The sequence below is a fragment of the Actinoplanes sp. NBRC 103695 genome (assembly GCF_030269485.1).
GTDB lineage: Bacteria > Actinomycetota > Actinomycetes > Mycobacteriales > Micromonosporaceae > Actinoplanes.
In genome coordinates, this window is sequence record NZ_BSTL01000014.1 from 227,457 (window position 1) to 251,387 (window position 23,931).

Consider the following 23,931-nt stretch of genomic DNA (forward strand, 5'->3'; position numbering starts at 1 on the left):
ATGACCGACTTCCTGATCGGCAGTGGACACCTCGAGGTCGGCGACGGCCACACGATCTACTGGGAGGAGTGGGGCGCACCGGACGGCGTACCCGTGGTCTGCCTGCACGGCGGTCCCGGCGCCGGCTTCAACGACACACACAAGGCGCTGTTCGACCCGGCGAAGCATCGGGTGCTCTTCCACGACCAGCGCGGATGCGGCCGCAGCACGCCGACCGGCAGCCTCGACCACAACACCTCGGCCGAACTCGTGGCCGACATCGACGCGCTGATGACGCACCGAGGCTGGACCGACGCGCACGTCGCCGGCGGCTCGTGGGGCTCGACGCTCAGCCTCCTGTTCGCGATCGCCCACCCGGATCGCGTGCGCGGGCTGCTGCTCTGGAGCGTCTATCTGATGCGCAGCCAGGACGAGGACTGGGTCGCGCTGGGCGGTCCGCGCCCGCACTTCCCCGAGGAGTGGGAGACCTTCATCGGCCCGGTTCCGGCTGATCGGCGGTCCAGCGGCAGAGAGATCACCCTCTGGTACGCCGAACGGATACGTTCCGCTGATCCGGCCGAGGCGGAGCGGTACGCCCGCGCCTGGATCACGTGGGAGCTGACACTGTGCTCGCTGGACTACGACGCCCGGTCGGTGGCCCACGCCGTGGCGACCGACGAGAACACGCTGGCCTGCGCGATCATCGAGACGCACTTCATCGGCAACGGCGGATTCATCCCGGAGAACCACATCATCGACTCGATCGGGACGATCCGGCACCTGCCGTGCCGGGTGGTCCAGGGCCGCTTCGACATGTGCACGCCGCCGTACGAGGCGTACGACCTGGCCCGGGCGTACGGCGAGAATCTGGATCTCCTGATCGTCAGTGCCGGCCACCTGCGCACCGAGCCGGCGCTGAAAGCGGGTCTGCAGGCCGTGATCAACGGCCTCGCCTGACCGGGTTGTCCACAGGGTCCGGGCACTCCCCCGGCGGGGTAACTACTATTCCCGGGTGACTTCGCCCAAGGATGTGCTGCACCAGATCTTCGGCTACCCGGACTTCCGCGGTCAGCAGCAGGAGATCATCGAGCACGTGACCGGCGGCGGCGACGCCCTGGTGCTGATGCCGACCGGCGGCGGCAAGTCGCTGTGCTACCAGATCCCCGCCCTGGTGCGCCCCGGCACCGGCGTGGTCATCTCCCCGCTGATCGCGCTCATGCAGGACCAGGTCGACGCGTTGCGCACGCTCGGGGTGAAAGCCGGGTTCCTCAACTCGACGCAGGACTACTCGTCCCGTCAGCTCGTCGAACAGGAGTACATCTCCGGCGAGCTCGACCTGCTCTACGTCGCGCCCGAGGGGCTCGGCACCCAGTCGGTGCAGCGGCTGCTCGACCGGGGCACCCCGGCGCTGTTCGCGATCGACGAGGCGCACTGCGTGTCCCAGTGGGGCCACGACTTCCGCCCCGACTACCTCAACCTGTCGATGCTGCACGAACGCTGGCCGGACGTGCCGCGCATCGCGCTGACCGCCACCGCGACCAGCGCCACCAAGGACGAGATCGCCAAACGGCTCGACCTGACCATGGCCCGGCACTTCACGGCCAGCTTCGACCGGCCCAACATCCAGTACCGGATCGTGCCCAAGGCCGAGCCGCGCCGGCAGCTGCTCTCGCTGCTCCGGAGCGAGCACGCCGGCGACTCGGGCATCATCTACTGCCTGTCCCGGGCCTCGGTGGAGAAGGTGGCGGCCTACCTCACCGACGAGGGCATCCCCGCCCTGCCCTACCACGCCGGCCTCGACCCGGTCATCCGCGCGACCAACCAGTCCCGGTTCCTCCGCGAGGAGGGCCTGGTCATGGTGGCCACCATCGCGTTCGGCATGGGCATCGACAAACCCGACGTCCGGTTCGTGGCCCACCTCGACCTGCCCAAGTCGGTGGAGGGCTACTACCAGGAGACCGGGCGGGCCGGCCGCGACGGGCTGCCGTCGACCGCCTGGCTGGCGTACGGCCTGGCCGACGTCGTGCAGCAGCGCAAGATGATCGACTCGTCCGACGGCGACCTCACCCACCGGCGCAACGCTGCCGCCCACCTCGACGCGATGCTGGCCCTGTGCGAGACCGTCGACTGCCGCCGCTCCCAGCTGTTGCAGTACTTCGGGCAGAACGACTTCACCGACGTCGGCTGCGGCAACTGCGACACCTGCCTCAACCCGCCGGAGGCCTGGGACGGCACGGTCGCCGCGCAGAAACTGCTCTCCACGGTGTGGCGGCTGCAGCGCGAGCGGGGCCAGAAATTCGGCGCCGGCCAGTCGATCGACATCCTGCTGGGCAAGGAGACCGAAAAGGTTCTCCAGCACCGCCACCAGGAACTGAAGGTCTTCGGCATCGGCAGCGACCTGCGCGAGTCCGAGTGGCGGGGCGTGGCGCGCCAGCTGCTGGCCGCCGGGCTGGTCGCGGTCGAGGGCGACTACGGCACCCTGGTCCTCACCGACGACAGCACCTCGGTCCTGCGCGGCGACCGCAAGGTGATGCTGCGCCGCGAGCCGGAGAAGCCGGCCAAGGCGCCCCGGTCGTCGCGCAGCTCGTCCGCGGCGCCGGCCACGCCCATGTCCCCCGCGGACGAGCCGGTCTTCGAGCGCCTGCGCGCCTGGCGCGGCAAGGTGGCCAAGGAGCAGCAGCTCCCCGCGTACGTGATCTTCCACGACGCGACGCTGCGCGCGATCGCGGCCCTCAGGCCGACGTCGCTCGACCAGCTCGGCACCGTGAGCGGCGTCGGCAAGGCCAAGCTGGAGAAGTTCGGCCCCGACGTCCTCGAGATCCTCGCCGAGGAGTAACCGGCTCTCAGCTGCTCACGGGCCGCGCGGGGTGGTTTCTACGCGCAGGAGTCGGCGAGGTTCTTGCGGGCGGTGGCGAGCTTCGGCTCGAGTTCCAGGAACTTCGGGCCCAGGGCGATGAAGTCGTCGCTGGAGCTGATGCCGGACTGCCCGATGGTGTCGGCGACGGCCACGATGGACGTCTTGACCTCGCCGGTGGCCGGTTCCGCGATCTCGCGCAGCTTCTTCTGGATGGACTGGATCAGCACCGCGCGGATCTCCACGACCGAGTCCTTCATCTCGTCGTACTTCCCGAGCACCGCCGTGGCGTCGCCGCACGCCTTCTCCGAGGCCTCGTCACGGCCACTGCCGCAACCCGCGAGCACGAGTACGAGCACACCCACGACGCCGTACGACGCCTGTCGAACCACCACCGGCCACCTCCGAGAGTCGATCCCGGAATCCACTGTGAACGATGGTGTCCACCGTCAGTCAGCGGCCGCCTGCGCGCAGTGGGCGGCGGCTACCCCGTCGGTTCCTGGGTCGGCTACCGGGCCGCGGGGCGGCTATCGGCTGGGCCGGCGGGTCGAGCAGGTCGGCCACCAGGTAGCCGACCTGCGGACCGGCGTGGCGTTCACGGGCCCGCCAAGAGTCGAAGCGGCCCGAGGTGCCGAACCGGCCCGAGGTGCCGAACCGGCCCGAGGTGCCGAACCGGCCCGAGGAGTCGGACCGGCCGGGAGGGCGACGGGTCAGCTCGGGCCCCTGGCGGGCCGGACCTTGCGGACCTCGCGCAGGGCCTGCTTGCGGACCTCGCCCTTGAGGGTGTCGAGGTAGAGGGTGCCGTTGAGGTGGTCGGTCTCGTGTTGCAGGGCGCGGGCCAGGAAGCCCTCGCCGTGGATGACGAGCGGTTCGCCGTGCTGGTCCTGGCCGGTCGCGGTCACCCGCATCGAGCGGTGGGTGGGGAAGTACAGGCCGGGTACGGAGAGGCAGCCCTCCTCGTCGTCCTGCTCGCCCTCGAAGTCGCTCAGCACCGGGTTGACCAGGTGGCCGATCACGTCGTCGACGTTGTAGGAGAAGACGCGCAGGCTGACGCCGATCTGCGGGGCGGCGACACCGGCCCGGCCGGGCTCGCGGACGGTGTCCTCGAGGTCGCGGACCAGCTCGCGCAGCTCGGCGTCGAAGTCCTTGACGGGGTCGCATTCGGTACGCAGGACCGGATCGCCGAAGATCCGGATCGGCCTCACTGTCATGACCGACTGCACCGAGCGGCAGCGACCGGCACCGGACAACGGCGCCGAAGGCGAGGGCCAGAAGGGCATGACATAAGCGGCTCAGTCATGACCGACTGCACCGAGCGGCAGCGACCGGCACCGGACAACGGCGCCGAAGGCGAGGGCCAGAAGGGCATGACATAGGCGGCTCAGTCATGTTCGCAAGCCTATCCGGGCGTTACCCAGGGTTCTGCGCAGCGGTGCGGCTTTGGCCGCAGCCTCGGCCACCTCGGCCTCGGGATCGCTGTCCCAGGTGATGCCGCCGCCGGCCCACAGGTGTATCCGCTCGCCGTCGGCCGCCGCCGTCCGGATGGTCAGGCCCAGGTCCAGGTGGTCGGGGCCGATCCAGCCGAGCGCGCCCATCGAGGCGCCACGACCGACCGGCTCGAGGCGGGCGATCTCGTCCAGGGCGGCCAGCTTGGGCGCGCCGGTCACCGAACCGCCGGGGCACACCGCCCGCAGCAGGGACACCAGGTCCACGTCGCCGTCGAGGGGCGCGGAGACGACCGACTCGGCCTGCCAGAGACCGGACCATTCGCGTACGGCGAAAAGCTTGTCGACCCGCACCGGGCCGGCGCCGGGCAGCCGGGCGAGGTCGTTGCGTTCCAGGTCGACGATCATCACGTGCTCGGCGCGTTCCTTGGGCGAGGTGAGCAGCTCGTGGCGGCCCTCGGCGGTGGCGGGACGGGTGCCCTTGATCGGCCGCGTGATCACCCGGCCGTCGCGGACCTCGACCAGGGTCTCCGGTGACGCGCAGCCGATCGCCCAGCCGTCGCCGGCCAGCACCCCGCCGTAGCGGGCGCCGGACAGCCCGGCCAGCCGGGACAGCGCGTCGAGCGGGTCGCCGGTGTACGGCGCGGACGCGTGCCCGACCACGTTGACCTGGTAGATGTCGCCCCGCGCGATCGCCTCCCGGGCCAGCGACACGGCCCGAGCGTGGTCGTCAACGGTCCAGGAGTCGACCCAGGGCCCGAGCGAGAAACCCGGCGCGACAGGAGAGCCCGGCCCGGGCGACAGACCCGGCGCAACGGGAGAGCCGGGCGCGGGCGTGAATGAAGCAGGCGTGAACGAGGAGTGCGTGGCCTCTTGCGGCCGGGATGAACCATGGTGCAGGACAACGGCGTACACGTCAGGGAGGACGGGCGCCGGAGTCGGCGATCCGACGGCCCCGCCGGCCATCACGGAACCGGCGGCCGCGGATACGTACAGTGCAGCGCCGCACAGAGTGCCATCGCCGGTCGGGTGGACTTGGGTGGCCGTTCGGCCGAGGTTTCGCACGGGCAGTCCGTTGGTGCTGAGGAAGTCGGCGACAAGCTCTGCGGGGTCGCCGGGGTCACCCAGCGACCAACGGAAGGTCGATGACACACGGTTACCGCCCTGGCAGGAGCCAGGTGATGCGGGAATGAGACGTGAAGGAGGTGTCGGGAAGTGGTCGACAGCGCCCCTACCGTGGACCATCGGAAGCGAGGATTCTGGCAACGGGACGCCGTCACCCGCCCCATCCGGACTCGTTCGGATTGAGGTAACGTTCGTCACCGCAGTTGTGAATCATCACACAGCCCCTATCGGAGATTCCCTGATGTGCCAGCACACGAGCCCTTGCCCCACCGCCGACGCCATGGACCGCGAAGCGGCCCGGATCGTCGCGACCTGTCGCGAGCAGGGCTGGAGCCTGCTTTGCAACGGCGTCATCACGTTCGAGGACACGGGTGAGATCCTGCCCGACGGGACGGTCATCGAGCCGCACCGCGGACCAGGTAAGCACGCCCTCGCAGCGTAGGTAGAAGCGCAACACCACCGCTACAGATAGTAGCGATGAACGGGCCGCGACCCATCGTTGAGCCGCGGCCCCACCGGACGATCAGTCCTCGAAGGCTTCCGGCGCCGGACACGAGCAGACCAGATTGCGGTCGCCGTACGCGCCGTCGATGCGCCGGACCGGCGCCCAGTACTTCGACAGCCGGTCGACCCCCGCCGGGTACGCGGCCACCGACCGCGGGTACGCGTGCTCCCACTCATCGGCCGACACCGACGACGCCGTGTGCGGCGCGTTCGCGAGCGGGTTGTCGCCGTCCGGCCACTCCCCCGCCGCCACCTGCGCGATCTCGCCGCGGATCGCGATCATCGCGTCGCAGAACCGGTCCAGCTCGGCCAGGTCCTCGCTCTCGGTCGGCTCCACCATCAGCGTGCCGGCCACCGGGAACGACATGGTCGGCGCGTGGAAGCCGTAGTCGATGAGCCGCTTGGCCACGTCGTCCACCGAGACGCCGGTGGACTTGGTGATCGGGCGCAGGTCGAGGATGCACTCGTGCGCCACCAGACCGTCGTTGCCCGCGTACAGAACCGGGAAGTGGTCCTTGAGCCGGGCCGCGACGTAGTTGGCGGCGAGCACCGCGACCGACGTCGCCGCGGCCAGGCCGTCGGGGCCCATCATCCGCAGGTACGCCCAGGAGATCGGCAGGATGCCGGCCGACCCGTGCGCCGCCGCCGACACCGCGTGGTGGTCGCCGGGTTCGAGCGGGTCGCCCGGCAGGAAGTCGGCCAGGTGGGCGCGCACCGCGACCGGGCCGACGCCGGGACCGCCGCCGCCGTGCGGGATGCAGAACGTCTTGTGCAGGTTGAGGTGCGACACGTCGGCGCCGAACTTGCCGGGCCGGGCGAAGCCGACCAGCGCGTTCAGGTTGGCCCCGTCGACGTAGACCTGGCCGCCGGCGTCGTGCACCTTGCCGCACAGGTCGGCGATCGTCGTCTCGTACACACCGTGCGTCGACGGGTAGGTGACCATGATCGCGGCGAGCCGGTCGGCGTGCTTGGCGATCTTGGCTTCCAGGTCGGCGATGTCCACGTTGCCGTTGTCGTCGCAGGCCACCACGACCACGCGCATGCCGGCCATCACCGCGGAGGCGGCGTTGGTGCCGTGCGCGCTGGACGGGATCAGGCAGACGTCACGGTCGAGGTCGCCGCGCGAACGGTGGTAGCCGCGGATGGCCAGCAACCCGGCCAGCTCACCCTGCGAACCGGCGTTGGGCTGCACCGACACCGCGTCGTAGCCGGTCACCTCGGCCAGCCAGCCCTCGAGCTGGGCGACCAGAGCCTCGTAGCCGCCGGTGCGGCTCGCCGGGGCGTACGGGTGGATGTTGGCGAACTCGGGCCAGCTCACCGGCTCCATCTCGGTGGTGGCGTTGAGCTTCATCGTGCACGAGCCGAGCGGGATCATGCCGCGGTCGAGCGCGTAGTCGCGGTCGGAGAGGCGGCGCAGGTAGCGCAGCATCCCGGTCTCCGAGTGGTGGGTGGAGAACACCGGGTGGGTGAGGAAGTCGCTGGTCCGGGCCAGGCCGGTCACCCCCGACGGGTACGAGCCACCGGCGCTCGCCCCGAACACGCCCAGAACGGTTTCGACGATGACGTCGGTGGTCGTCTCGTCGCAGGCGATCGACACCGTGTCGGCGTCCACGAGGCGCAGGTCGATGCCCTGCCCGGCGGCCGCGGCCACGATCTCGCCGGCCCGCCCCGGCACGCGCACGGTCACGGTGTCGAAGAACCGCGGGCTGACCAGCGCCACGTCCGCCGCGGCGAGCCCGGCGGCGAGGGCGAGGGCCTTCTGATGGGTACGGCGGGCGATCGCCCGCAGGCCGTCGGCGCCGTGGTAGACCGCGTACATGCTGGCCATCACCGCGAGCAGAACCTGCGCGGTGCAGATGTTGCTGGTCGCCTTCTCCCGGCGGATGTGCTGCTCGCGGGTCTGCAGGGCGAGCCGGTAGGCCTGGGCGCCGTCCGCGTCCTTGGACACGCCGACCAGCCGGCCGGGCAGCGACCGCTCCAGCCCGGCCCGGACCGCGAGATAGCCGGCGTGCGGCCCGCCGAAGCCGAGCGGCACCCCGAAGCGCTGGGTGGTGCCGGCCGCGATGTCCGCGCCGATCTCGCCCGGCGACCGCAGCAGGGTCAGCGCGAGCAGGTCGGCGGCGACCGTGACCAGGGCGCCGGCGGCGTGCGCGCGCTCGATGATCGCGGCGTGGTCGCGGATCGCGCCGGACGCGCCCGGGTACTGCAGGTGCAGCCCGAAGAACTCGTCCGGCAGGTCACCGCCGGCGTCCAGATCCACCAGGCGGAGTTCAATACCCAAAGGCTCCGCTCGCGTACGGAGGACCGCCAGCGTCTGTGGGAACGTGTCGGCGTCCACCGCGTACACCTGGGATTTGCTCTTGGATCCTCGCTTGGCCAGGGTCATCGCCTCGGCGACCGCGGTGCCCTCGTCCAGCATCGAGGCGTTGGCCGTGGTCAGCCCGGTCAGGTCGGTGACCATGGTCTGGAAGTTGAGCAGCGCCTCGAGGCGGCCCTGGCTGATCTCCGGCTGGTACGGCGTGTACGCGGTGTACCAGGACGGGTTCTCCAGCACGTTGCGGCGGATCACCGCCGGTGTCACGGTGCCGTAGTAGCCGAGGCCGATCATCGGCGTGCTGACCTGGTTGCGCCCGGCGATCTCGCGCAGCTCGGCGATCGCCTCCTCCTCGGAGGCGGCGGCGGGCAGGTCGAGCGTGCCGTGCCAGCGGATCACCTCGGGGATCGCGGCGTCCATCAGCTCGTCCAGCGTCGAATAACCGATCGCCTTGAGCATCTGGCCCTGCTCGTCGGCGTCGGGGCCGATGTGCCGGTTAGCAAAGGTCGTCATCAGGCGCACTCCAGCGGAGGGGGTCGTCAAGTCAGACCCTCCCCCTCTGTCGCACCCACCGGTTGTCTCCAACACCGTGGGTCCTTCAGAGTCGCCTGCCCGCGCGGTCCGTTTGCCTGAGAGGTTCCGGGGAGGATTTGCCCCTTCGGCGCCGCTGAAACTCGAACTCTCCCGCGCGGCTGCCGACCAAACTACCAGTGCCCGGACTCAAGATCGCACTCCTAGAGTGTGGTGTGTGACCTACTCCGCGGCGGACGACCGCTACCAGACGATGACCTACCGCCGGGCCGGGCGCAGCGGCCTTCAGCTGCCCGCGATCTCGCTCGGCCTCTGGCACAACTTCGGCGACACCCGGCCGCTCGGGACCCAGCGGGACATTGTGCGCCGCGCGTTCGACCTGGGCGTGACCCACTTCGACCTGGCCAACAACTACGGGCCGCCGCCGGGCAGCGCCGAGAGCAACTTCGGCCGGCTGCTCGCCACCGACCTGCGGGCGTACCGGGACGAGATCGTGGTCAGCACCAAGGCCGGCTACCACATGTGGGAGGGCCCGTACGGCGAGTGGGGCTCCCGCAAGTACCTGGTCTCGTCGCTGGACCAGTCGCTGCGCCGGATGGGCCTGGACTACGTCGACGTCTTCTACCACCACCGGCCCGACCCGGACACGCCGCTGGAGGAGACGATGGCCGCGCTCGACGCGGTGGTGCGGGCCGGCAAGGCGCTGTACGTCGGCGTCAGCAACTACACCGCCGAGCAGACCGCCCGGGCCGCCGAGATCCTCCGCGAGCTGGGCACGCCGCTGCTGATCCACCAGCCGTCGTACTCGATCCTGAACCGCTGGATCGAACGCGACCACCTGCTCGACACGCTGGAGAGCGCCGGCGCCGGCTGCATCGCGTTCAGCCCGCTGCAGCAGGGCCTGCTCACCGACCGCTACTTCCAGGGCATCCCCGACGACTCGCGGGTACGCACCAGCGTCTTCCTGAACGAGGACGCGCTGGACGCGAAGACGATGGGCCGGCTGCACGCGCTCAACGACATCGCCAAGGAGCGCGGCCAGTCGCTGGCCCAGCTGGCGCTCGCCTGGGCCCTGCGCGACCCGCGGATGACCAGCCTGATCATCGGCGCGTCGAGCGTCTCGCAGTTGGAGACCAACGTCGCCGCCCTTTCCTCGCCGGATCTGACCAAGGAGGAACTGGACGCGATCGACGCCACGGTCCTCGACCTGTGACCTCGTTCGTTCCGGAGCACACGATCCTGTCGGTCGTGGTCGGATCCCGGGCGTACGGGCTGGACGGCCCCGCCTCCGACCACGACCGGCGGGGCGTGTTCGCCGCGCCCACCCGGCTGTTCTGGCGGCTGGACAAGCCGCCCACCCACCTCGACGGCCCGCGCGACGAGGAGTTCTCCTGGGAGATCGAACGGTTCTGCACCCTCGCGGCGCAGGCCAACCCGACCGTGCTCGAGGTGCTCTGGTCCCCGCTGATCGAGACGATCACCGAGGACGGCCGTGCCCTGCGGGACGCGCGGCGGGCGTTCCTGTCCCGCCGGGTCGCCGAGACGTACGGCAACTACGCCCGCGACCAGCTCGCCCGGGTGGAGGCCCGCCGGGCCCGCACCGGCGTGACCAACCACAAACAGGCGATGCACATGTGCCGCCTGCTGCTGGCCGGCGCCCACGTCCTGCGGACCGGCGACATCCTGGTCGACGTGACACCGCTGCGCGACCGGCTGCTCGCGATCAAGGACGGCTCGTCGCCGTTCGAGGCATGGGCGGCGGAACTTCTCGCCGACCTGGCGGTGGCCGCCGCCGAGACCCGGCTGCCCGATCAGCCGGACCGTCCAGCGATCGATCGGGTGCTCATCGGCGTACGTGAAAGGGGTCTCGCACCCGGCTGACCACCCCACCGTCGAGTGATTGACGCTCCCTGCCGCCTCCCGCAGGATTCTCGTCGATGTTGTTCAAGAACCGCACGGCACCGAGGCCGCGGTGGCGATGGCTGTGGATCGTCGCGTCCGGGCTGCTCGTCCTCCTGGTCGCGGGGCCGTTGATCGACTTCTCCCGGGCGGAGGGATTGACCGGCCTGGACCAGCTGGGCAGCGTCGTCGGCGCCATCGCCGGCGTGCTCGCCCTGGTGACCACCGTCGTGGTCGCCGCGCGGCGTGGCCCGCGCTCCACGACCACCGTGGGCAGAGCGAGCGATGAGGAGCTCGACGCCTTCGCCCGGGCGATCACGGAGGTCTGGGAGCCGTCCCCGGCGAACCGGACGCTGACCAGCCGCCAGCACCCGCTGCCCAGCGCCTGGACGACGGTCCTGCCGCCGGCGGCCGACCACTGGGCCAACGTCCGCAAGGACGGCGTCGACGCGCCCCTCGACCTCGACGGCGTCATCGACACCGGCAACGACGACGCCCTGTGGCGGCTGGCCACGGATGAGCGACTGTGCGGGCGCGTGGTGATTCTCGGCGACCCCGGCGCCGGCAAGACCGCTCTCCTGCTGCGTCTGGCGCTCGGCCTGCTGCGATCCCGCGAGTCCGGCCACGCCGTGCCGCTGTTCCTCCCGCTGTCCACCTGGAACCCCGAGGAACACACGCTCCAGCAGTGGATCGCCGATCAGGCCCGCACGGTCTACGGCTTCCACGGCACTATCGCCTCGGACCAGATCCTGCCGATCTTCGACGGGCTGGACGAGATGCAGCCGGGGCGGCGGGCCGGGGCGCTGGACGCGATCTGCACGATGTTCCCGAAGGAACGGAGGCTGGTCCTCACCAGCCGGACCGTCGAGTATCAGGACACCCTCGAAGAGCTTCGCGACCACGTCGTGGCGTGCGCGGCGGTCATCGAGCTGTCGCCGCTCGATCCCGTGACGGTCCGGGACTATCTCGTGTACGCCGACGCTCCGGCCGACGCCGCCCGCTGGAAGGACGTCTTCGCCCGCGACGACGAGGACGGCGGACAGGTGGCGGCCGCGCTTTCCGCGCCTCTGTGGGTCTCCATGGCACGCGCCGGATATCGCGGCGCCGGTCCGGTCGACGCTTCTCCGGACGAGCTGCTGGGACAGCCGGCGGTCGCGATCCACGGCATCCTGCTCGACAGATTCCTGGCCGATGCCTATGGCCCGAGCGGGCCGCACGCGCCATCCCGGTGGAGCGGGAACGCCGAGGGATGGCTGCGGAACATCGCGGTGTCGATGCGGTCCGCGGACACTCACGACCTCGCGTGGTGGGAACTCGTCCGTGGCGTGCCCGAAGGCGTCCGGACAGCGACCGGGATCGGCTTCGGGCTGTTCGCCGGCCTCGCCGCCACCGTCGCCTCCCAGGCCGCGGGCATCGGCGGTGTCTTCGTCGTGATTCTCATCATCGCCCTGCGCGCACCGCTGGTCTCGCGGGCGAGCCGGTCGGCCGCACCGGCGACATCACCCTTCGGCAAGCGTCTCGTACGTGTCCTCGCGTCCGGCGTGGCCTGTGCCTTCCTCTATGTCACCGGCCTGCCGATGGCCCTGCTGTTCATCGTCTTCGGCGTGGCCGCCGGTGCGATCTTCGGCATGCGGCCGCCCAGCGCCTCGACACGAGGGCGCATCCTGCGCAGCAGTCAGCAGCCCGCCCTGGTGCGCATCGGCCGGGTCCTCGCGGTCGGCCTGGTCGTCGCGCTGCCGATCGGTTCGGCGTTCGCGGTCATCAACCGGCGGGCGGCGGACGACCTCCCCAACACGCTCGGCGAACTGACGTCGTTCTGTCTGATGTTCGGCTTCTCGCTCGGCCTGCCGGTCGGAATCGTCGCGGAGTTCACCACCTACCTCCACGAGGGCGACGCCGGCCTGACGCCGGCCGGATCCCCCGACTCCGCGCTCCGGTCGGACTGCGTGCGCGCGCTGGCCACCGGCCCGATGCTGGCCATCCTCACCGGTGGATCCGTCTGGTCGGTGATCCAGATAGCGCTCCTCGCGATGCGTCACCTGCCCCTGTGGAAGCCGGCGGTCCCGGCGACCCTGGGCTTCAGCGCCGCTCTGCAGATCACCCTGCCGGGTGCGGTGACCACGAGTCTGATCGTCGGAGTCGCCTACGGGCTGATCAGCAGCGCCTGGGGATGGTTCCAGCTCGCCCGCCTCCACTTCGCGATGAGGGAGCAGCTGCCCTGGAGCATCATGGCCTTCCTGCGGGACGCCAACCAGCGTGCGGTGCTCCGCCAGATCGGCGGCATCTACCAGTTCCGGCACGCGTTCCTGAGAGACCGCCTGGCCACCCCCCGGCTGCGCGGGAGGGCCGGACCGTAGAAACTCGGCTGCCCGATCACCCCGATCGCGAGACGATCGATCACGTGCTCAGCGGCGTACGCGAAAGGGGTCTGGGACAGTGACCATCGACGTGCCGGAGTGGGCCGGCCAGATCGCCGCCGACCTGCCGTACCCGCTGGTCTTCGCGACCGTGAGCGGCGCGCACCTGTACGGCTTCGCCTCGGTCGACTCGGACCTCGACCTGCGGGCCGCGCACGTGCTGCCCGCGGCCGAGGTGGTCGGCCTGCGCACCGGGCCCGAGACGCTGCAGTCCGCAGGCGTCCGCGACGGCGTGGAACTCGACGTGGTCAGCCACGACCTGCTGAAGTTCGCCCGCCTGCTGAACAGCCGCAACGGGTACGTGCTGGAGCAGCTGCTGTCCCCGCTGGTGGTCGTGACGACGCCGGTGCACGCCGCGCTGGTCGAGCTGGCGCCGGGGCTGACCACCCGGCATCACGCACACCACTACCTGGGCTTCGCGGCCACGCAGGAGAAGCTGTTCGAGCGGACCGGGGAGCTGAAGCCGGCGCTCTACCTGCTGCGGGTGCTGCTGACCGGCATCCATCTGATGCACACCGGCGAGGTGGTCGCGGACCTGCGCTCGCTGAACGGCCCCGCGTACGTGCCGGAGCTGATCGCGGCGAAACGGGCGGCGGAGCACGGGCCGTTCCCGGCGGACGTGCGCACGGCGCTGGCGGCCGACGTGCCGCGGCTGCGGGCTGAGCTGGAGGCGGCCCGGGACGCGTCCCGGCTGCCCGACAAACCCGGCCCGGCGGCGGTGGACGCGCTGCACGACCTGGTCGTCCGGGTACGCCTGAGCGGCGGTCAGGCGAACTGATCGGTGCCCAGCACCGTGAGCAGGGCCAGCTTCTCGTGGCTCTCGGTGCCCGGGGTGGCGGTGAAGATGAGCAGCGACTGGCCCTGGTCCGGCTCGAGCAGCAGCTGGCAGTAGACGTCGAGCCGGCCGACCTGCGGGTGGACGAAGCGCTTGTCCTCGCTCCACCGCAGGCCCACCTCGTGGCGGTCCCACAGGGCGGCGAACTCCTCGCTGGTGCTCCGCAGCAGGCCGGCCAGGTCCGCCGCGGGCGAGCCGGACCCGTCCCGGGCGACGGCCGCCCGCAGCAACGCGACGTTGGTCCGGCTGTTGGTGGCGTGGTCGTCGGCCAGGTACCGCTCGCGGGCGACCGGATCGGTGAACCAGCGGTACGTCGCGCTGCGGGCGTTACCGGTGTATCCGGTCTGCTCGCCGAGCAGGGCCACCGCCGACGGCGTCTGCAGCAGCGTCTCGCCCAGCGGGCCCATCACCTGCGCCGTGGTGCCGGCCAGTCCGTCCATGACGCGCATCAGCCCGGGACTCACGTGCCGGGCGCGCAGATCGCGGCGGGCGGTGCGGTAGCCGGCGAGCAGGAACAGGTGATCGCGTTCGTCCGGTGTCAGCCGCAGGCCGCGGGCGATGGCCGCCACCATCTGCTCGGACGGCTGCGGGCCGTCGCCACGCTCCAGGCGGGCGAAGTAGTCGGCCGACATGGTGCACAGCTCCGCCACCTCCTCGCGACGCAGGCCGGGGGCGCGCCGGCGCACGCCCCGGCGCAGCCCGACGTCATCCGGCTGCAACGCGGCGCGGCGGGCGCGGAGGAAGGCACCCAGGGACGAGCGTTCGAACGAGCGGTCCATGGTCCTATCGTTCGCCATCCGGCGCGGCTCGACCACGACCTGCCATGCAGTGGCTGGACATGTCCTTCCCCGGTCCGGGCGCGGCCGGTGGACTGGTTGCCATGACCAGATGGACAGCGCACAACCTTCCCGACCTCACCGGCCGCACCGTCGTCATCACCGGCGCGGGCCGGGGCCTCGGCCTGATCACGGCCCGCGAGCTCGCCCGGGCCGGCGCCCGGGTCGTGCTGGGCGTCCGGGACACCGGCAAGGCCCGCGGCGCCGTCGCGGACCTGCCCGGCGCCTTCGAGATCCGGCGGCTCGACGTGGCGGACCTGACCTCCGTGCGCGACTTCGCCGGCTCCTGGACCGGCGACCTCGACGTCCTGATCAACAACGCCGGCGTGATGGACATCCCCGCCACCCGCACCGCCGACGGCCTGGACCTGCAGACCACCACCAACTACACCGGTCCGTTCCTGCTCACCAACCTGCTGCTCGACCACATCACCGACCGCGTCGTGCACGTCACCAGCCAGCTGCACCGGCAGGGCCGGATCGACCTCGACGACCTCGACTGGCGGACCCGCCGGTACAACGGGATGAGCGCGTACGAGGCGTCCAAGCTCGCCGTCGTCCTTCACTCCCTCGAGTTGCAGCGGCGCCTGACCGCCGCGGGCAGCCGGGTCCGCTCGGTGCTCGCCAGCCCGGGTATCGCCCGCACCGCGCTGGCCGCCCACTCCCGGTCGAACATCATCAACCGGCTCACGTTCCTCACCAACGACCCGGAGCGCGGGGCGCTGTCCCTGCTCTACGCGGCCACCCAGGACGTTCCCGGCAACTCCTATGTCGGTCCGGACGGTCCGGGCGGCCTCCGAGGCTTCCCGGCGCTGCGTCGGCAGGGCAAGGCCGGCCTCGACCTGCAGCTCGCCCGCCGGCTCTGGAACGCGACGTCCGACCTGGTCGAGGTGCCGGTCCGATGAGGTACCTGGAGGCCGCCGACCACGCGGAGATCTATGTGCCGCACGGCTTTCCGGAGGAGACCGCCGACCTGGGCGAGATCCGGATGAACTACGCCGTTGCCGGTGATCCGGACAGCCCGGCCATGCTCCTCATCCCGGCGCAGACCGAGTCCTGGTGGGGCTACGAGGCCGCGATGCGCCTGCTGGCAAACCGATTCCGGGTGTACGCGGTGGATCTGCGCGGCCAGGGCCGCTCCACCTGGACACCGGGCCGCTACAGCCTGGACATCTTCGGCGGCGACCTGGTCCGGTTCATCGACCGGGTCGTCGGACGGCCGGTCGTGGTCAGCGGGCTGTCGTCGGGCGGCGTGATCGCGGCCTGGCTGTCCGCGTTCGCGGCGCCCGGGCAGATCCGGGCCGCGGTCTACGAGGACGCGCCGCTGTTCGCCTCGCAGGCCGACCCGGCGGTCGGGCCGTCCATCCGGCAGGGGGTCGCGCCGATGTTCCGGCTGTGGCACAAATGGCTCGGGCCGCAGTGGAGCATCGGCGACTTCGCCGGCATGCGGGCGGCCATGGGCAGTGAGGTCCCGGGCTGGATGCTGGCCGCGCTGGGCCGGATGGCGCCGGCCGGCACCGGTGGGCCGCCGGCCGGCCCGCCGCAGGACCTTCTGGAGTACGACCCGGAGTGGGGTGACGCGTTCGTCTCCGGGCGGGCCACGGTCAACTGCGACCACGAGACCATGCTGCGCCAGGTCAAGGTCCCGGTCCTGTTCACGCACCATTTTCACCACGTCGACCAGGACACCGGCAACCTGCTCGGTGCGATCACCGACCTTCAACTACGACGGGTACGCCGGCTCGTCGAGGCGACCGGCAACTCGTTCAGCTGTCGCGCGTTCCCGGAGATGCCGCACTCGATGCACGGCCACGACCCGGCCACCTACGTCGAGACGGTCACGGGCTGGCTCGACGACCAGGTTCCGGGCGTACGGAGCGCCTGGTGAGACGAGCAGATCCGGAGGCGCTCGGGCTGCTGTTCACCGAGGCGCACACCGTCAAGCGGTTCTCGGCGGCGCCGGTGGGCGACGACCAGCTCACCGAGATCTGGGACCTCGCGAAGTGGCCGCCGACGATGTTCAACGTTCAGCCACTTCGGGTGCTCTTCGTGCGTACCGCGGAAGGGTTTGATCGGCTCTTGCCTCACCTCACCGAGCGCAACCGGGCGCAGTCGGCGAGCGCGCCGGTCACCGCCGTGCTGGCGCTGGACCGTGATTATCACCGGCACGCCGATCGCGTCGTGCCGCACATGCCGCAGCTCAGGGAATATCTGGAGGCGGACGAGGCGGAACGGCTCGAGCTGGGGCGGTTCAGTGCGGCGCTGCAGGCCGGCTACCTGATCCTCGCGATCCGGGCCGCCGGGCTGCACGCCGGGCCGATGAGCGGGTTCGACCGGGACGGCCTCGACCGCGAATTCTTCCCGGACGGGCGCTGCACGACGCTGCTGGTCGTGAACATCGGGCACCCTGACGGCGCGGGTTCCTGGCGTGAGCGGCAAGCTCGGCTGCACCGCGACGACGTGCTGCGGTGGGCGTGAGGCTCAGAACTCCTGGCCGCCGAGGACGCGGAGGAAGTCGAAGCCCTCGGCGGTGGCCGAACCGGGCTGCGGGCGGAAGATCACCAGCCGCTGACCGGTGACGGTGCTCAGCACGTAGTCGCACTGGACGTCGAGGCGGCCGGCCCGCGGGTGGTCGAGGATCTTGCGGGTCGAGGTCAGCGCCGCGACCTGGTGGGACTCCCAGAAATCGGTGAACTCTCCGCTGGCGGCGCGCAGGTCGGTGACGAGCGTGGCGACTTCCCGGTCGGCGCCGCGCTGGGCGTACGCCCGCCGCAGGTCGGCGACGTAGCCGCGACCGATCGCCTCGTGCTCGGCGGGCACGTTGACGCTCCGCGACGACGGATCGGTGAACCACCGCCAGACGACGTTGGCCTCCCGGCCCTCGCGCTGCGCCCAGGGCCCGAGCAGCGCCTTGCTCAGCTCGTTCTGCGCCAGCACGGTCGCCAGGTCGTCGATCACGTGCGCCGGCACCGTGGTGAGCGCGTCGAGCAGGAACATCATGGCCGGTTCGACGTACGCGCCGCCGGCCAGCCGGCCCGGCGGCGGGTGGCCGGCCAGCCGGTAGAGGTAGTCGCGTTCGTCGACGGACAGACGCAGCGCGCGGGCCAGGGCGGCGAGGGTCCTCTCCGACGGGTTCGCGCCGCGCGCCTGCTCCAGCCGCTCGTAGTACTCGACGGACACGTGGGCGAGCGCGGCCACCTCCGACCGGCGCAGGCCAGGCGTGCGGCGCCGGCCGCCGGGGGTCAGACCCACGTCGGCCGGTCGCAGCGCCTCCCGCCGGTCACGCAGGAACGCGCCCAGCTCGTCGGCCACGGTCATTCGCTCACTCCTGGATGGCAGCCATCGCGTTCGGAGCGTAACGGTCGCCGGCCGCCGCCCCGGCCGGGATCGCGGCGCTCAGGTCGGCGACCGTCGCCGGGTCGAGCTCGATCGCGGCGGCCGCGACGTTCTGCTCCAGCCAGGTACGCCGCTTGGTGCCGGGGATGGCGGTGACGCCGTCCTGGGCGAGCACCCAGGCCAGGGCGAGCTGACCGGCCGCCACACCGAGGGCGTCCGCCTTCGCGACGAGCCGGTCGAGGAGCGCCAGATTCTGGTCCAGGTTCGCGTCGGCGAAGCGCGGCGAGGAACGCCGGAAGTCGTCGGCCGGCAGGTCCCGCACCGACCGTACGGTGCCGGTGAGGAAGCCGCGGCCCAGCGGCGCGTACGCCACGAAACCGATGCCCAGCTCCCGCACCGTGTCCAGAACGCCGTTGACCTCGACCGCGCGGCTGAACAGCGAGTACTCGGTCTGCACCGCCGACAGCGGCCCGGCCGCGTGTGCCGCCCGGATGCTCGCCGGGGACGCCTCGCTGATCCCGAGATAGCGCAGCTTGCCCTCGGTCACCAGTTCCGCGAGCGCGCCGAAGGTCTCCGCCACCGGCACCCCCGGGTCGACGCGGTGCAGGTAGTACAGGTCGAGGTGGTCCGTGCCGAGCCGCCGCAGCGAGCCCTCCACGCACCACCGCAGGTAGTCCGGGCGGCCGTTGGGCCCGCCGACGAACTTCCCCGCCTCGTCGAGAGTGAGGCCGCCACCCTTCGTCGCGACGATCACGTCGTCGCGCCGGCCCTTCAGCGCCCGCCCGAGCAGTTCCTCGCCGCTGAACGGCCCGTACATGTCGGCGGTGTCGACCATCGTGACGCCCAGCTCGAGAGCCCGGTGCACGGTGCGGACCGCCTCGTCCTCGTCCGGGGTGCCGTACATCGCGGTCATGCCCATCGTGCCGAGACCCTCGACGGAGGCGGCCAGGCCGCGACCGCCGATCGCGTGTGTTCGCAATGTCATGCGTCCACCCTGCCGCCGCGGCCGGGCGGGTGGCACGCCCTGCCTATCCCCGCCCCGCCAGGGCGACGATCAGCGCTCGGCCTCCGACAGGGGGCCGACCGCCACGACCGTGATGGCCGCGGCGCCCAGCTCGTCGGACTCCTCGAGGTCGATGGTGGCCTCGATGCCCCAGTCGTGGTCCTCCTCCGGGTCGTCGAAGACCTGGCGGACGTGCCACACCTGCGGGCCGGCGTCGATGTGCAGCAGGGCCGGGCCGCGGGCGTCGGGGCCGATGCCGATCCGGTCGTACTCGTCGAAATAGTCGGCCAGGGCGTCCGCCCAGCGGTCGGCGGTCCAGCCCGACTCGGCGTCCAGGTCGCCGAGCTCGCCGCTGCGGCGCATCGCGGCCAGCTCCACGCGGCGGAACATCGCGTTGCGCACCAGCACGCGGAACGCCCGGGTGTTGCGGGTGACCGCGGGCGGCTTGTCGTCCAGCCGGGCCTCCTCGATGACCGCGCCCGGGTCCTTGAGCCGCTCCCACTCGTCGAGCAGGCTCGAGTCGACCTGGCGGACCAGCTCGCCCAGCCACTCGATCAGGTCGGTCAGCTCCTCGGTGCGGGCCTCCTCCGGCACGGTCTGCCGCAGCGCCCGGAACGCGTCCGCCAGGTAGCGCAGGACCAGGCCCTCGGAGCGGGACAGGCCGTAGAACGACACGTACTCGGTGAAGGTCATCGCGCGCTCGTACATGTCACGGACCACCGACTTGGGCTTGAGCTCGTAGTCCTCCACCCACGGGTGGCCGCGCCGGTACGTCTCGTACGCCCCCTCGAGCAGTTCGAGCAGCGGGCGGGGATGCGTGACGTCCTCGAGCAGCGTCATCCGCTCCTCGTACTCGATGCCCTCGGCCTTCATCGCGTTGACCGCCTCGCCGCGGGCCTTCTGCCGCTGCGCCGACAGCACCTGGCGCGGGTCCTCCAGCGTCGCCTCGATCACCGACACCACGTCCAGTGGATAGTCCGGCGACTCCCGGTCGAGCAGTTCCAGGCAGGCCAGCGCGAACGGTGAGAGGGCCTGGTTGAGCGCGAAGTCGATCTGCAGGTCGTCGACGATGCGGTAGGTGCCCTCGGCCTTCTCGATGATGCCGCCGGCGAGCAGGGCACGCGTGATACCCACCGCGCGGCGGATGTGGCGGCGCTGCGCGGCGGGCTCCTCGTGGTTCTGGGTGAGCAGGTGCCGCATGGCCGAGAACGAGTCGCCGCCACGGCTCAGCACGTTCAGCAGCATCGCGTGGGACACCTGGAACGACGACGTCAGCGGCTCGGGGTCGGCGGCGACCAGCCGGTCGAAGGTGGGCTGGCCCCAGCCGATGGTGCCCTCCGGGGGCTTTTTGCGTACGACCTTGCGCCGCTTCTTCGGATCGTCGCCGGCCTTGGCGACGGCGCGCTCGTTGTCGATCACGTGCTCCGGCGCCTGCACGATGACCGAGCCGACCGTGTCGAACCCGGCGCGGCCCGCCCGGCCGGCGATCTGGTGGAACTCGCGAGCCTTCAGCAGCCGGGTCTTCACACCGTCGTACTTGGACAGGCCGGTGAACAGCACCGTGCGGATCGGGACGTTGATGCCGACGCCGAGGGTGTCCGTCCCGCAGATCACCTTGAGCAGGCCCGCCTGCGCGAGGGTCTCCACCAGGCGGCGGTACTTGGGCAGCATGCCCGCGTGGTGCACGCCGATGCCGTGGCGGACCAGGCGGGACAGGGTGCGCCCGAAGCCCGCGGTGAACCGGAAGCTGCCGATGGCCGCGGCGATCGCGTCCTTCTCCGCCCGGGTGCACATGTTGATGCTCATCAGGGCCTGCGCGCGTTCCAGGGCGGACGCCTGGGTGAAGTGCACGATGTAGACCGGGGCCTGGCGGGTGCTCAGGAGTTCCTCGATCGTCTCGTGCAGCGGCGTCATGGCGTACGAGAAAAGGAGCGGGACCGGCCGCTCGGCCGTGGCGACCACCGAGGTCGACCGGCCGGTGCGCCGCGAGAGATCGTCGACGAAGCGGGTGGTGTCGCCGAGGGTGGCCGACATCAGCAGGAACTGCGCCTGGGGCAGCTCGATGATCGGCACCTGCCAGGCCCAGCCCCGGTCCGGCTCGGCGTAGAAGTGGAACTCGTCCATCACCACCTGCCCGACGTCGGCGGACGCGCCCTCGCGCAGCGCCAGGTTCGCCAGGATCTCGGCGGTGCAGCAGATGATCGGCGCGTCCGCGTTCACGCTGGCGTCGCCGGTGAGCATGCCGACGTTGTGCGCGCCGAAGACCGCGCAGAGGGCGAAGAACTTCTCCGACACCAGCGCCTTGATCGGGGCCGTGTAGAAAGTCGTGCGCTTGTCGGCCAGGGCGGCGAAGTGCGCGCCGGTGGCCACCAGGCTCTTACCGGAGCCGGTCGGGGTGTTCAGGATGACGTTCGACCCGGTGGCGATCTCCAGGAGGGCCTCCTCCTGATGCGAGTAGAGCGTCAGGCCCTGCTCGGTCACCCAGCCGGTGAAGGCGTCGAGGACGGTCTCGGGATCGGGGGTGCCGGGCAGGCGGTCGGTCAGATTCATGATGTGGCCAGTCTATTGACACCGCGCCGGCCGGGTGCGAGCGCTCGTACCCGGCCGGCGCGGGGGACCGGTTATCTGACGGGAGCGGGAGGCGGAACGATGACCATGATGCGGCCGGCGACGGAGGGGGATTTCGCGGGCGGCTTGCCCGCGGCGGAGTAGATCGGGCCGGCCACGCCCGCGGTGAGACCCACCGCGACGGCAAGGACTGCCAGGGAAGAGCCGATTCGGGTACGCATGAGAGAAGGTTGCGCGGCGCCGGTTGCGACTCGGGCGGTGACGTGGTGCGAATCGGTAGCAGCCCTAAGGTACGGGTCTGATTACTCAGCGTGGCCAATCGCGGAGGATGTGACGCAGCCGGGCGACGTCGGCCGGACCGAGTCCGTAGACCGCGAACCGGCTGTCGTCCAGCCGGTCCAGGTAACGCCCGGCGTCGGCGAGGTCCTCGTCGTCCAGGGCCGGATCGGCCACCCGGGCCAGCGCCAGCACCCTGTCCAGCGGATATCTCTCCAGCGCGGCCGCCACGTCGATGTAGTCGCGGACCTCACGCCGGCCGGCCAGCGCCGCCACCTTCGTCGCCACCAGGTCGTCCAGGTGCATCACCGGGCCGATGTCCATCACCACCGGCGCGTTGCGGCGGTCCAGCCGGCACAGGGTCAGCCGCAGCGCCCGGTCACCGTCCGCGACCAGAAACTCGCGCAGGTGCTCGTCCATCCCGTCGAAGATCTCATCGGGCGCCTCGCGGGCCACCGCGAACCCCGCCGCCACCAGGGCCGCCGCCACCTCGTCGGCGGCCGCGGCCACACCGTCCTCGGCGTCGGTGAACAGGTCCACATCCTCGGTGGGGCGCCGGACCAGCCCGTTGACCAGCCAGGCGACGCCGCCGCCGAGCACGAAGCCGTGTTTCTCCGCGACGCCCAGCGAGATCCGGGCCACCTCCGAAAAGAAGTGTTGACTTTCGGGGCGAGTCACCGGGTGAGCGCGCGGTGCCGGGCCTCCCAGGCGGCACGCACGCCACGCGGGAGATTCAGTCGCGACCACACCCGGGCCAGCGTCGGACCGTGCAGATGACTGCGAAGCTCCTCGACGCGGACGGCCTCGCGCAGCACGTTCTCGTACATCCAGAGCAGCTCATCGCCGTCGTCCAGGTCGAACAGCCGCGGCGGACCCCACCACAGGCGCAGCGGCAACTCGACCGGGCCGTGCTCGGGACCGGTCAGCTCGTGCAGGCTCCCGGCCACCACGACGGGCCGGTGCGGCCTCGCCAGATGCACCACGGGGCTGGTCATGGGGACAGCTTAACCCGCGCCTCCGAGGTCGAGGTCGGCTCGGACCAGCGAATGGATGACCAGGTCGACACGTCCACCGTGGATGAATCCGGCATTGCGGGCGACACCCTCGCGGACGAACCCGGCCTTCGCGGCCAGCCGTTGCGACGCCGTGTCGCCGGGAGCGATCCGCAGCTCGACCCGCTCGAACAGCACGGCGTCGGCGGGCCGGAGCGTCAGTCGCGGCGTCCGAAGAATCACGTCGGGAAACACGGGGCGAGAATAGCGTGGCGAGATTCCGTCGGTATATGGCGATCTTGCCACTTCTGCGCGGTCCCGCGGCCGCCTACCTTCGAGGTCCGTGACGAAAGTGCTTCTCTCCCTGCACGTGCTGGCCGCGATCATCGCCATCGGACCGGTGACCGTGGCAGCCAGCATGTTCCCGGCCGTGGCCCGCCGCGGGGACGCCCCCGCCCTCCGCCTCCTGCACCGGATCTGTGTGGTCTACGCGACGATCGGCGTGGCGGTGCCCGTCTTCGGCCTCGCCACCGCGAGCAGTCTCGGGGTGCTCGGCGACGCGTGGCTGCTCACCTCGATCGCGCTGACGCTCGTCGCGGCCGTACTGCTGGGCCTGGTGATCCTCCCCCGCCAGAAGAGCGTGCTGGGCGGGACGACGGCCGGTCTCGGCATGCCCACCGGCGTCTTCAACCTGCTGTGGGCGACCGTCGTGGTGCTGATGATCGTCCGCCCCGGCTCCACCACGGGCGCGTGAGAATCCTGCGCGCGGCGGCGCTCGCCGAGCTGCTCAGCCTCGCCGTGCTGCTGACCAACCTGGCGACCGTGCACGTGCCGTGGGTCGCATCCCTGATCGGCCCGATCCACGGCTGCGCCTACCTGCTCGTGATCGGCGCCGCATACCGGCTCACCCGCTCGGCCGCCACCACCCTGCTCGCCGCGATCCCGGTCATCGGCGGGCTGATCGCCCTCCGGAGGGTGAAACCGCCGGACTGACCGGCATTCCGGGCTTACCGTACC

Annotated in this window: 24 protein-coding genes and 1 riboswitch; of the genes, 12 read left to right on the forward strand and 12 right to left on the reverse strand. The window is 71.2% G+C overall.

Annotated elements, in window-relative coordinates:
* Entirely contained in the window at positions 1-936 is a 936-nt protein-coding gene (gene pip, locus QSK31_RS25950; RefSeq protein ID WP_285686932.1) for a prolyl aminopeptidase, read from the forward strand.
* 55 nt (positions 937-991) lie between these two features.
* Complete coding sequence (gene recQ / locus QSK31_RS25955; RefSeq protein ID WP_285686933.1) at positions 992-2,815, forward strand: DNA helicase RecQ; 1,824 nt, start codon at positions 992-994, stop codon at positions 2,813-2,815.
* Positions 2,816-2,853: 38 nt separating this feature from the next.
* On the opposite strand, the gene QSK31_RS25960 is transcribed toward recQ, so the two are convergent.
* From QSK31_RS25960 to QSK31_RS25970, 3 genes are all read right to left on the reverse strand, one after another.
* Positions 2,854-3,228, reverse strand: coding sequence for a hypothetical protein (locus QSK31_RS25960; protein WP_285686934.1), 375 nt, complete (start codon positions 3,226-3,228; stop codon positions 2,854-2,856).
* Positions 3,229-3,543: 315 nt separating this feature from the next.
* The gene (def, locus tag QSK31_RS25965; protein ID WP_285686935.1) at positions 3,544-4,044 is read right to left on the reverse strand and encodes a peptide deformylase; all 501 of its coding nucleotides are present in this window, start codon (positions 4,042-4,044) and stop codon (positions 3,544-3,546) included.
* A gap of 174 nt (positions 4,045-4,218) precedes the next feature.
* On the reverse strand, positions 4,219-5,523 hold the full coding sequence (locus QSK31_RS25970) for a chorismate-binding protein (RefSeq protein WP_285686936.1): 1,305 nt from the start codon (positions 5,521-5,523) through the stop codon (positions 4,219-4,221).
* A gap of 121 nt (positions 5,524-5,644) precedes the next feature.
* On the opposite strand from QSK31_RS25970, the gene QSK31_RS25975 reads away from it, so the two are divergent.
* Positions 5,645-5,845, forward strand: a complete 201-nt coding sequence (locus tag QSK31_RS25975; protein ID WP_285686938.1) for a DUF5999 family protein — start codon at positions 5,645-5,647, stop codon at positions 5,843-5,845.
* A gap of 81 nt (positions 5,846-5,926) precedes the next feature.
* On the opposite strand, the gene gcvP is transcribed toward QSK31_RS25975, so the two are convergent.
* Complete coding sequence (gene gcvP, locus QSK31_RS25980) at positions 5,927-8,734, reverse strand: aminomethyl-transferring glycine dehydrogenase (protein WP_285686939.1); 2,808 nt, start codon at positions 8,732-8,734, stop codon at positions 5,927-5,929.
* A gap of 94 nt (positions 8,735-8,828) precedes the next feature.
* Positions 8,829-8,918, reverse strand: a riboswitch (glycine riboswitch).
* Positions 8,919-9,005: 87 nt separating this feature from the next.
* Here gcvP and mgrA point away from each other — a divergent pair.
* From mgrA to QSK31_RS26000, 4 genes are all read left to right on the forward strand, one after another.
* Positions 9,006-9,965 carry an L-glyceraldehyde 3-phosphate reductase gene (mgrA, locus tag QSK31_RS25985; protein WP_502873008.1) on the forward strand — a complete coding sequence of 320 codons (960 nt, stop codon included), beginning with the start codon at positions 9,006-9,008 and terminating at the stop codon, positions 9,963-9,965.
* On the forward strand, positions 9,962-10,633 hold the full coding sequence (locus tag QSK31_RS25990) for a nucleotidyltransferase domain-containing protein (protein ID WP_285686941.1): 672 nt from the start codon (positions 9,962-9,964) through the stop codon (positions 10,631-10,633). The genes mgrA and QSK31_RS25990 overlap by 4 nt, the downstream gene beginning before the upstream one ends.
* Before the next feature lie 56 nt (positions 10,634-10,689).
* Positions 10,690-13,008 (forward strand): NACHT domain-containing protein, encoded by a 2,319-nt coding sequence (locus QSK31_RS25995; protein ID WP_285686942.1) that lies wholly within the window; start codon positions 10,690-10,692, stop codon positions 13,006-13,008.
* A gap of 79 nt (positions 13,009-13,087) precedes the next feature.
* Entirely contained in the window at positions 13,088-13,846 is a 759-nt protein-coding gene (locus QSK31_RS26000; RefSeq protein WP_285686943.1) for a nucleotidyltransferase domain-containing protein, read from the forward strand.
* On the opposite strand, the gene QSK31_RS26005 is transcribed toward QSK31_RS26000, so the two are convergent.
* The gene (locus QSK31_RS26005) at positions 13,834-14,682 is read right to left on the reverse strand and encodes a helix-turn-helix transcriptional regulator (protein WP_285686945.1); all 849 of its coding nucleotides are present in this window, start codon (positions 14,680-14,682) and stop codon (positions 13,834-13,836) included. The two genes, QSK31_RS26000 and QSK31_RS26005, sit on opposite strands and share 13 nt — an antisense overlap.
* Before the next feature lie 101 nt (positions 14,683-14,783).
* Here QSK31_RS26005 and QSK31_RS26010 point away from each other — a divergent pair, with 101 nt between their 5' ends.
* Genes QSK31_RS26010 through QSK31_RS26020 form a run of 3 tightly spaced genes read left to right on the forward strand, consistent with a single transcriptional unit; the run spans position 14,784 to position 17,217 of the window.
* Positions 14,784-15,644, forward strand: coding sequence for an SDR family NAD(P)-dependent oxidoreductase (locus QSK31_RS26010; protein WP_285686946.1), 861 nt, complete (start codon positions 14,784-14,786; stop codon positions 15,642-15,644).
* Positions 15,641-16,627 (forward strand): alpha/beta fold hydrolase, encoded by a 987-nt coding sequence (locus QSK31_RS26015; protein WP_285686947.1) that lies wholly within the window; start codon positions 15,641-15,643, stop codon positions 16,625-16,627. The genes QSK31_RS26010 and QSK31_RS26015 overlap by 4 nt, the downstream gene beginning before the upstream one ends.
* Positions 16,624-17,217 (forward strand): malonic semialdehyde reductase, encoded by a 594-nt coding sequence (locus QSK31_RS26020; RefSeq protein WP_285686948.1) that lies wholly within the window; start codon positions 16,624-16,626, stop codon positions 17,215-17,217. Before QSK31_RS26015 ends, QSK31_RS26020 begins: the two co-directional genes overlap by 4 nt.
* Before the next feature lie 3 nt (positions 17,218-17,220).
* Here the strand turns inward: QSK31_RS26020 and QSK31_RS26025 are convergent, their stop codons facing one another.
* From QSK31_RS26025 to QSK31_RS26055, 7 genes are all read right to left on the reverse strand, one after another.
* Positions 17,221-18,057: a helix-turn-helix transcriptional regulator gene (locus QSK31_RS26025; RefSeq protein ID WP_285686949.1), complete on the reverse strand. Its 837-nt coding sequence runs from the start codon at positions 18,055-18,057 to the stop codon at positions 17,221-17,223.
* A 4-nt stretch (positions 18,058-18,061) separates the two neighbouring features.
* Positions 18,062-19,060, reverse strand: a complete 999-nt coding sequence (locus QSK31_RS26030) for an aldo/keto reductase (protein WP_285686950.1) — start codon at positions 19,058-19,060, stop codon at positions 18,062-18,064.
* Between the two features lie 69 nt (positions 19,061-19,129).
* Complete coding sequence (locus tag QSK31_RS26035; protein ID WP_285686951.1) at positions 19,130-21,628, reverse strand: DEAD/DEAH box helicase; 2,499 nt, start codon at positions 21,626-21,628, stop codon at positions 19,130-19,132.
* Positions 21,629-21,699: 71 nt separating this feature from the next.
* The gene (locus QSK31_RS26040; protein ID WP_285686952.1) at positions 21,700-21,867 is read right to left on the reverse strand and encodes a hypothetical protein; all 168 of its coding nucleotides are present in this window, start codon (positions 21,865-21,867) and stop codon (positions 21,700-21,702) included.
* An 85-nt stretch (positions 21,868-21,952) separates the two neighbouring features.
* Entirely contained in the window at positions 21,953-22,600 is a 648-nt protein-coding gene (locus QSK31_RS26045) for a nucleotidyl transferase AbiEii/AbiGii toxin family protein (RefSeq protein WP_352244492.1), read from the reverse strand.
* On the reverse strand, positions 22,597-22,917 hold the full coding sequence (locus tag QSK31_RS26050) for a hypothetical protein (RefSeq protein WP_285686954.1): 321 nt from the start codon (positions 22,915-22,917) through the stop codon (positions 22,597-22,599). The genes QSK31_RS26045 and QSK31_RS26050 overlap by 4 nt, the downstream gene beginning before the upstream one ends.
* Before the next feature lie 9 nt (positions 22,918-22,926).
* Positions 22,927-23,169: a GNAT family N-acetyltransferase gene (locus QSK31_RS26055; protein WP_285686955.1), complete on the reverse strand. Its 243-nt coding sequence runs from the start codon at positions 23,167-23,169 to the stop codon at positions 22,927-22,929.
* An 88-nt stretch (positions 23,170-23,257) separates the two neighbouring features.
* Between QSK31_RS26055 and QSK31_RS26060 the strand changes: the two genes are divergently transcribed.
* Positions 23,258-23,668 (forward strand): hypothetical protein, encoded by a 411-nt coding sequence (locus tag QSK31_RS26060; protein WP_285686956.1) that lies wholly within the window; start codon positions 23,258-23,260, stop codon positions 23,666-23,668.
* Positions 23,665-23,907: a DUF3817 domain-containing protein gene (locus tag QSK31_RS26065; RefSeq protein ID WP_285686957.1), complete on the forward strand. Its 243-nt coding sequence runs from the start codon at positions 23,665-23,667 to the stop codon at positions 23,905-23,907. The genes QSK31_RS26060 and QSK31_RS26065 overlap by 4 nt, the downstream gene beginning before the upstream one ends.
* Positions 23,908-23,931 lie beyond the last annotated feature (24 nt).

What these genes read in the sequence shown, in the direction of transcription:
- pip (WP_285686932.1), top strand. Translation starts at nt 1, where the DNA reads ATGACCGACTTCCTGATCGGCAGTGGACACCTCGAGGTCGGCGACGGC.
- QSK31_RS26030 (WP_285686950.1), bottom strand. Translation starts at nt 19,060, where the DNA reads ATGACATTGCGAACACACGCGATCGGCGGTCGCGGCCTGGCCGCCTCC.
- QSK31_RS26005 (WP_285686945.1), bottom strand. Translation starts at nt 14,682, where the DNA reads ATGGACCGCTCGTTCGAACGCTCGTCCCTGGGTGCCTTCCTCCGCGCC.
- QSK31_RS26010 (WP_285686946.1), top strand. Translation starts at nt 14,784, where the DNA reads ATGACCAGATGGACAGCGCACAACCTTCCCGACCTCACCGGCCGCACC.
- mgrA (WP_502873008.1), top strand. Translation starts at nt 9,006, where the DNA reads ATGACCTACCGCCGGGCCGGGCGCAGCGGCCTTCAGCTGCCCGCGATC.
- gcvP (WP_285686939.1), bottom strand. Translation starts at nt 8,734, where the DNA reads ATGACGACCTTTGCTAACCGGCACATCGGCCCCGACGCCGACGAGCAG.
- QSK31_RS26035 (WP_285686951.1), bottom strand. Translation starts at nt 21,628, where the DNA reads ATGAATCTGACCGACCGCCTGCCCGGCACCCCCGATCCCGAGACCGTC.
- QSK31_RS25975 (WP_285686938.1), top strand. Translation starts at nt 5,645, where the DNA reads ATGTGCCAGCACACGAGCCCTTGCCCCACCGCCGACGCCATGGACCGC.
- QSK31_RS26050 (WP_285686954.1), bottom strand. Translation starts at nt 22,917, where the DNA reads ATGACCAGCCCCGTGGTGCATCTGGCGAGGCCGCACCGGCCCGTCGTG.
- def (WP_285686935.1), bottom strand. Translation starts at nt 4,044, where the DNA reads ATGACAGTGAGGCCGATCCGGATCTTCGGCGATCCGGTCCTGCGTACC.
- QSK31_RS25995 (WP_285686942.1), top strand. Translation starts at nt 10,690, where the DNA reads ATGTTGTTCAAGAACCGCACGGCACCGAGGCCGCGGTGGCGATGGCTG.
- QSK31_RS26015 (WP_285686947.1), top strand. Translation starts at nt 15,641, where the DNA reads ATGAGGTACCTGGAGGCCGCCGACCACGCGGAGATCTATGTGCCGCAC.
- QSK31_RS26025 (WP_285686949.1), bottom strand. Translation starts at nt 18,057, where the DNA reads ATGACCGTGGCCGACGAGCTGGGCGCGTTCCTGCGTGACCGGCGGGAG.
- QSK31_RS26040 (WP_285686952.1), bottom strand. Translation starts at nt 21,867, where the DNA reads ATGCGTACCCGAATCGGCTCTTCCCTGGCAGTCCTTGCCGTCGCGGTG.
- QSK31_RS25970 (WP_285686936.1), bottom strand. Translation starts at nt 5,523, where the DNA reads ATGGTCCACGGTAGGGGCGCTGTCGACCACTTCCCGACACCTCCTTCA.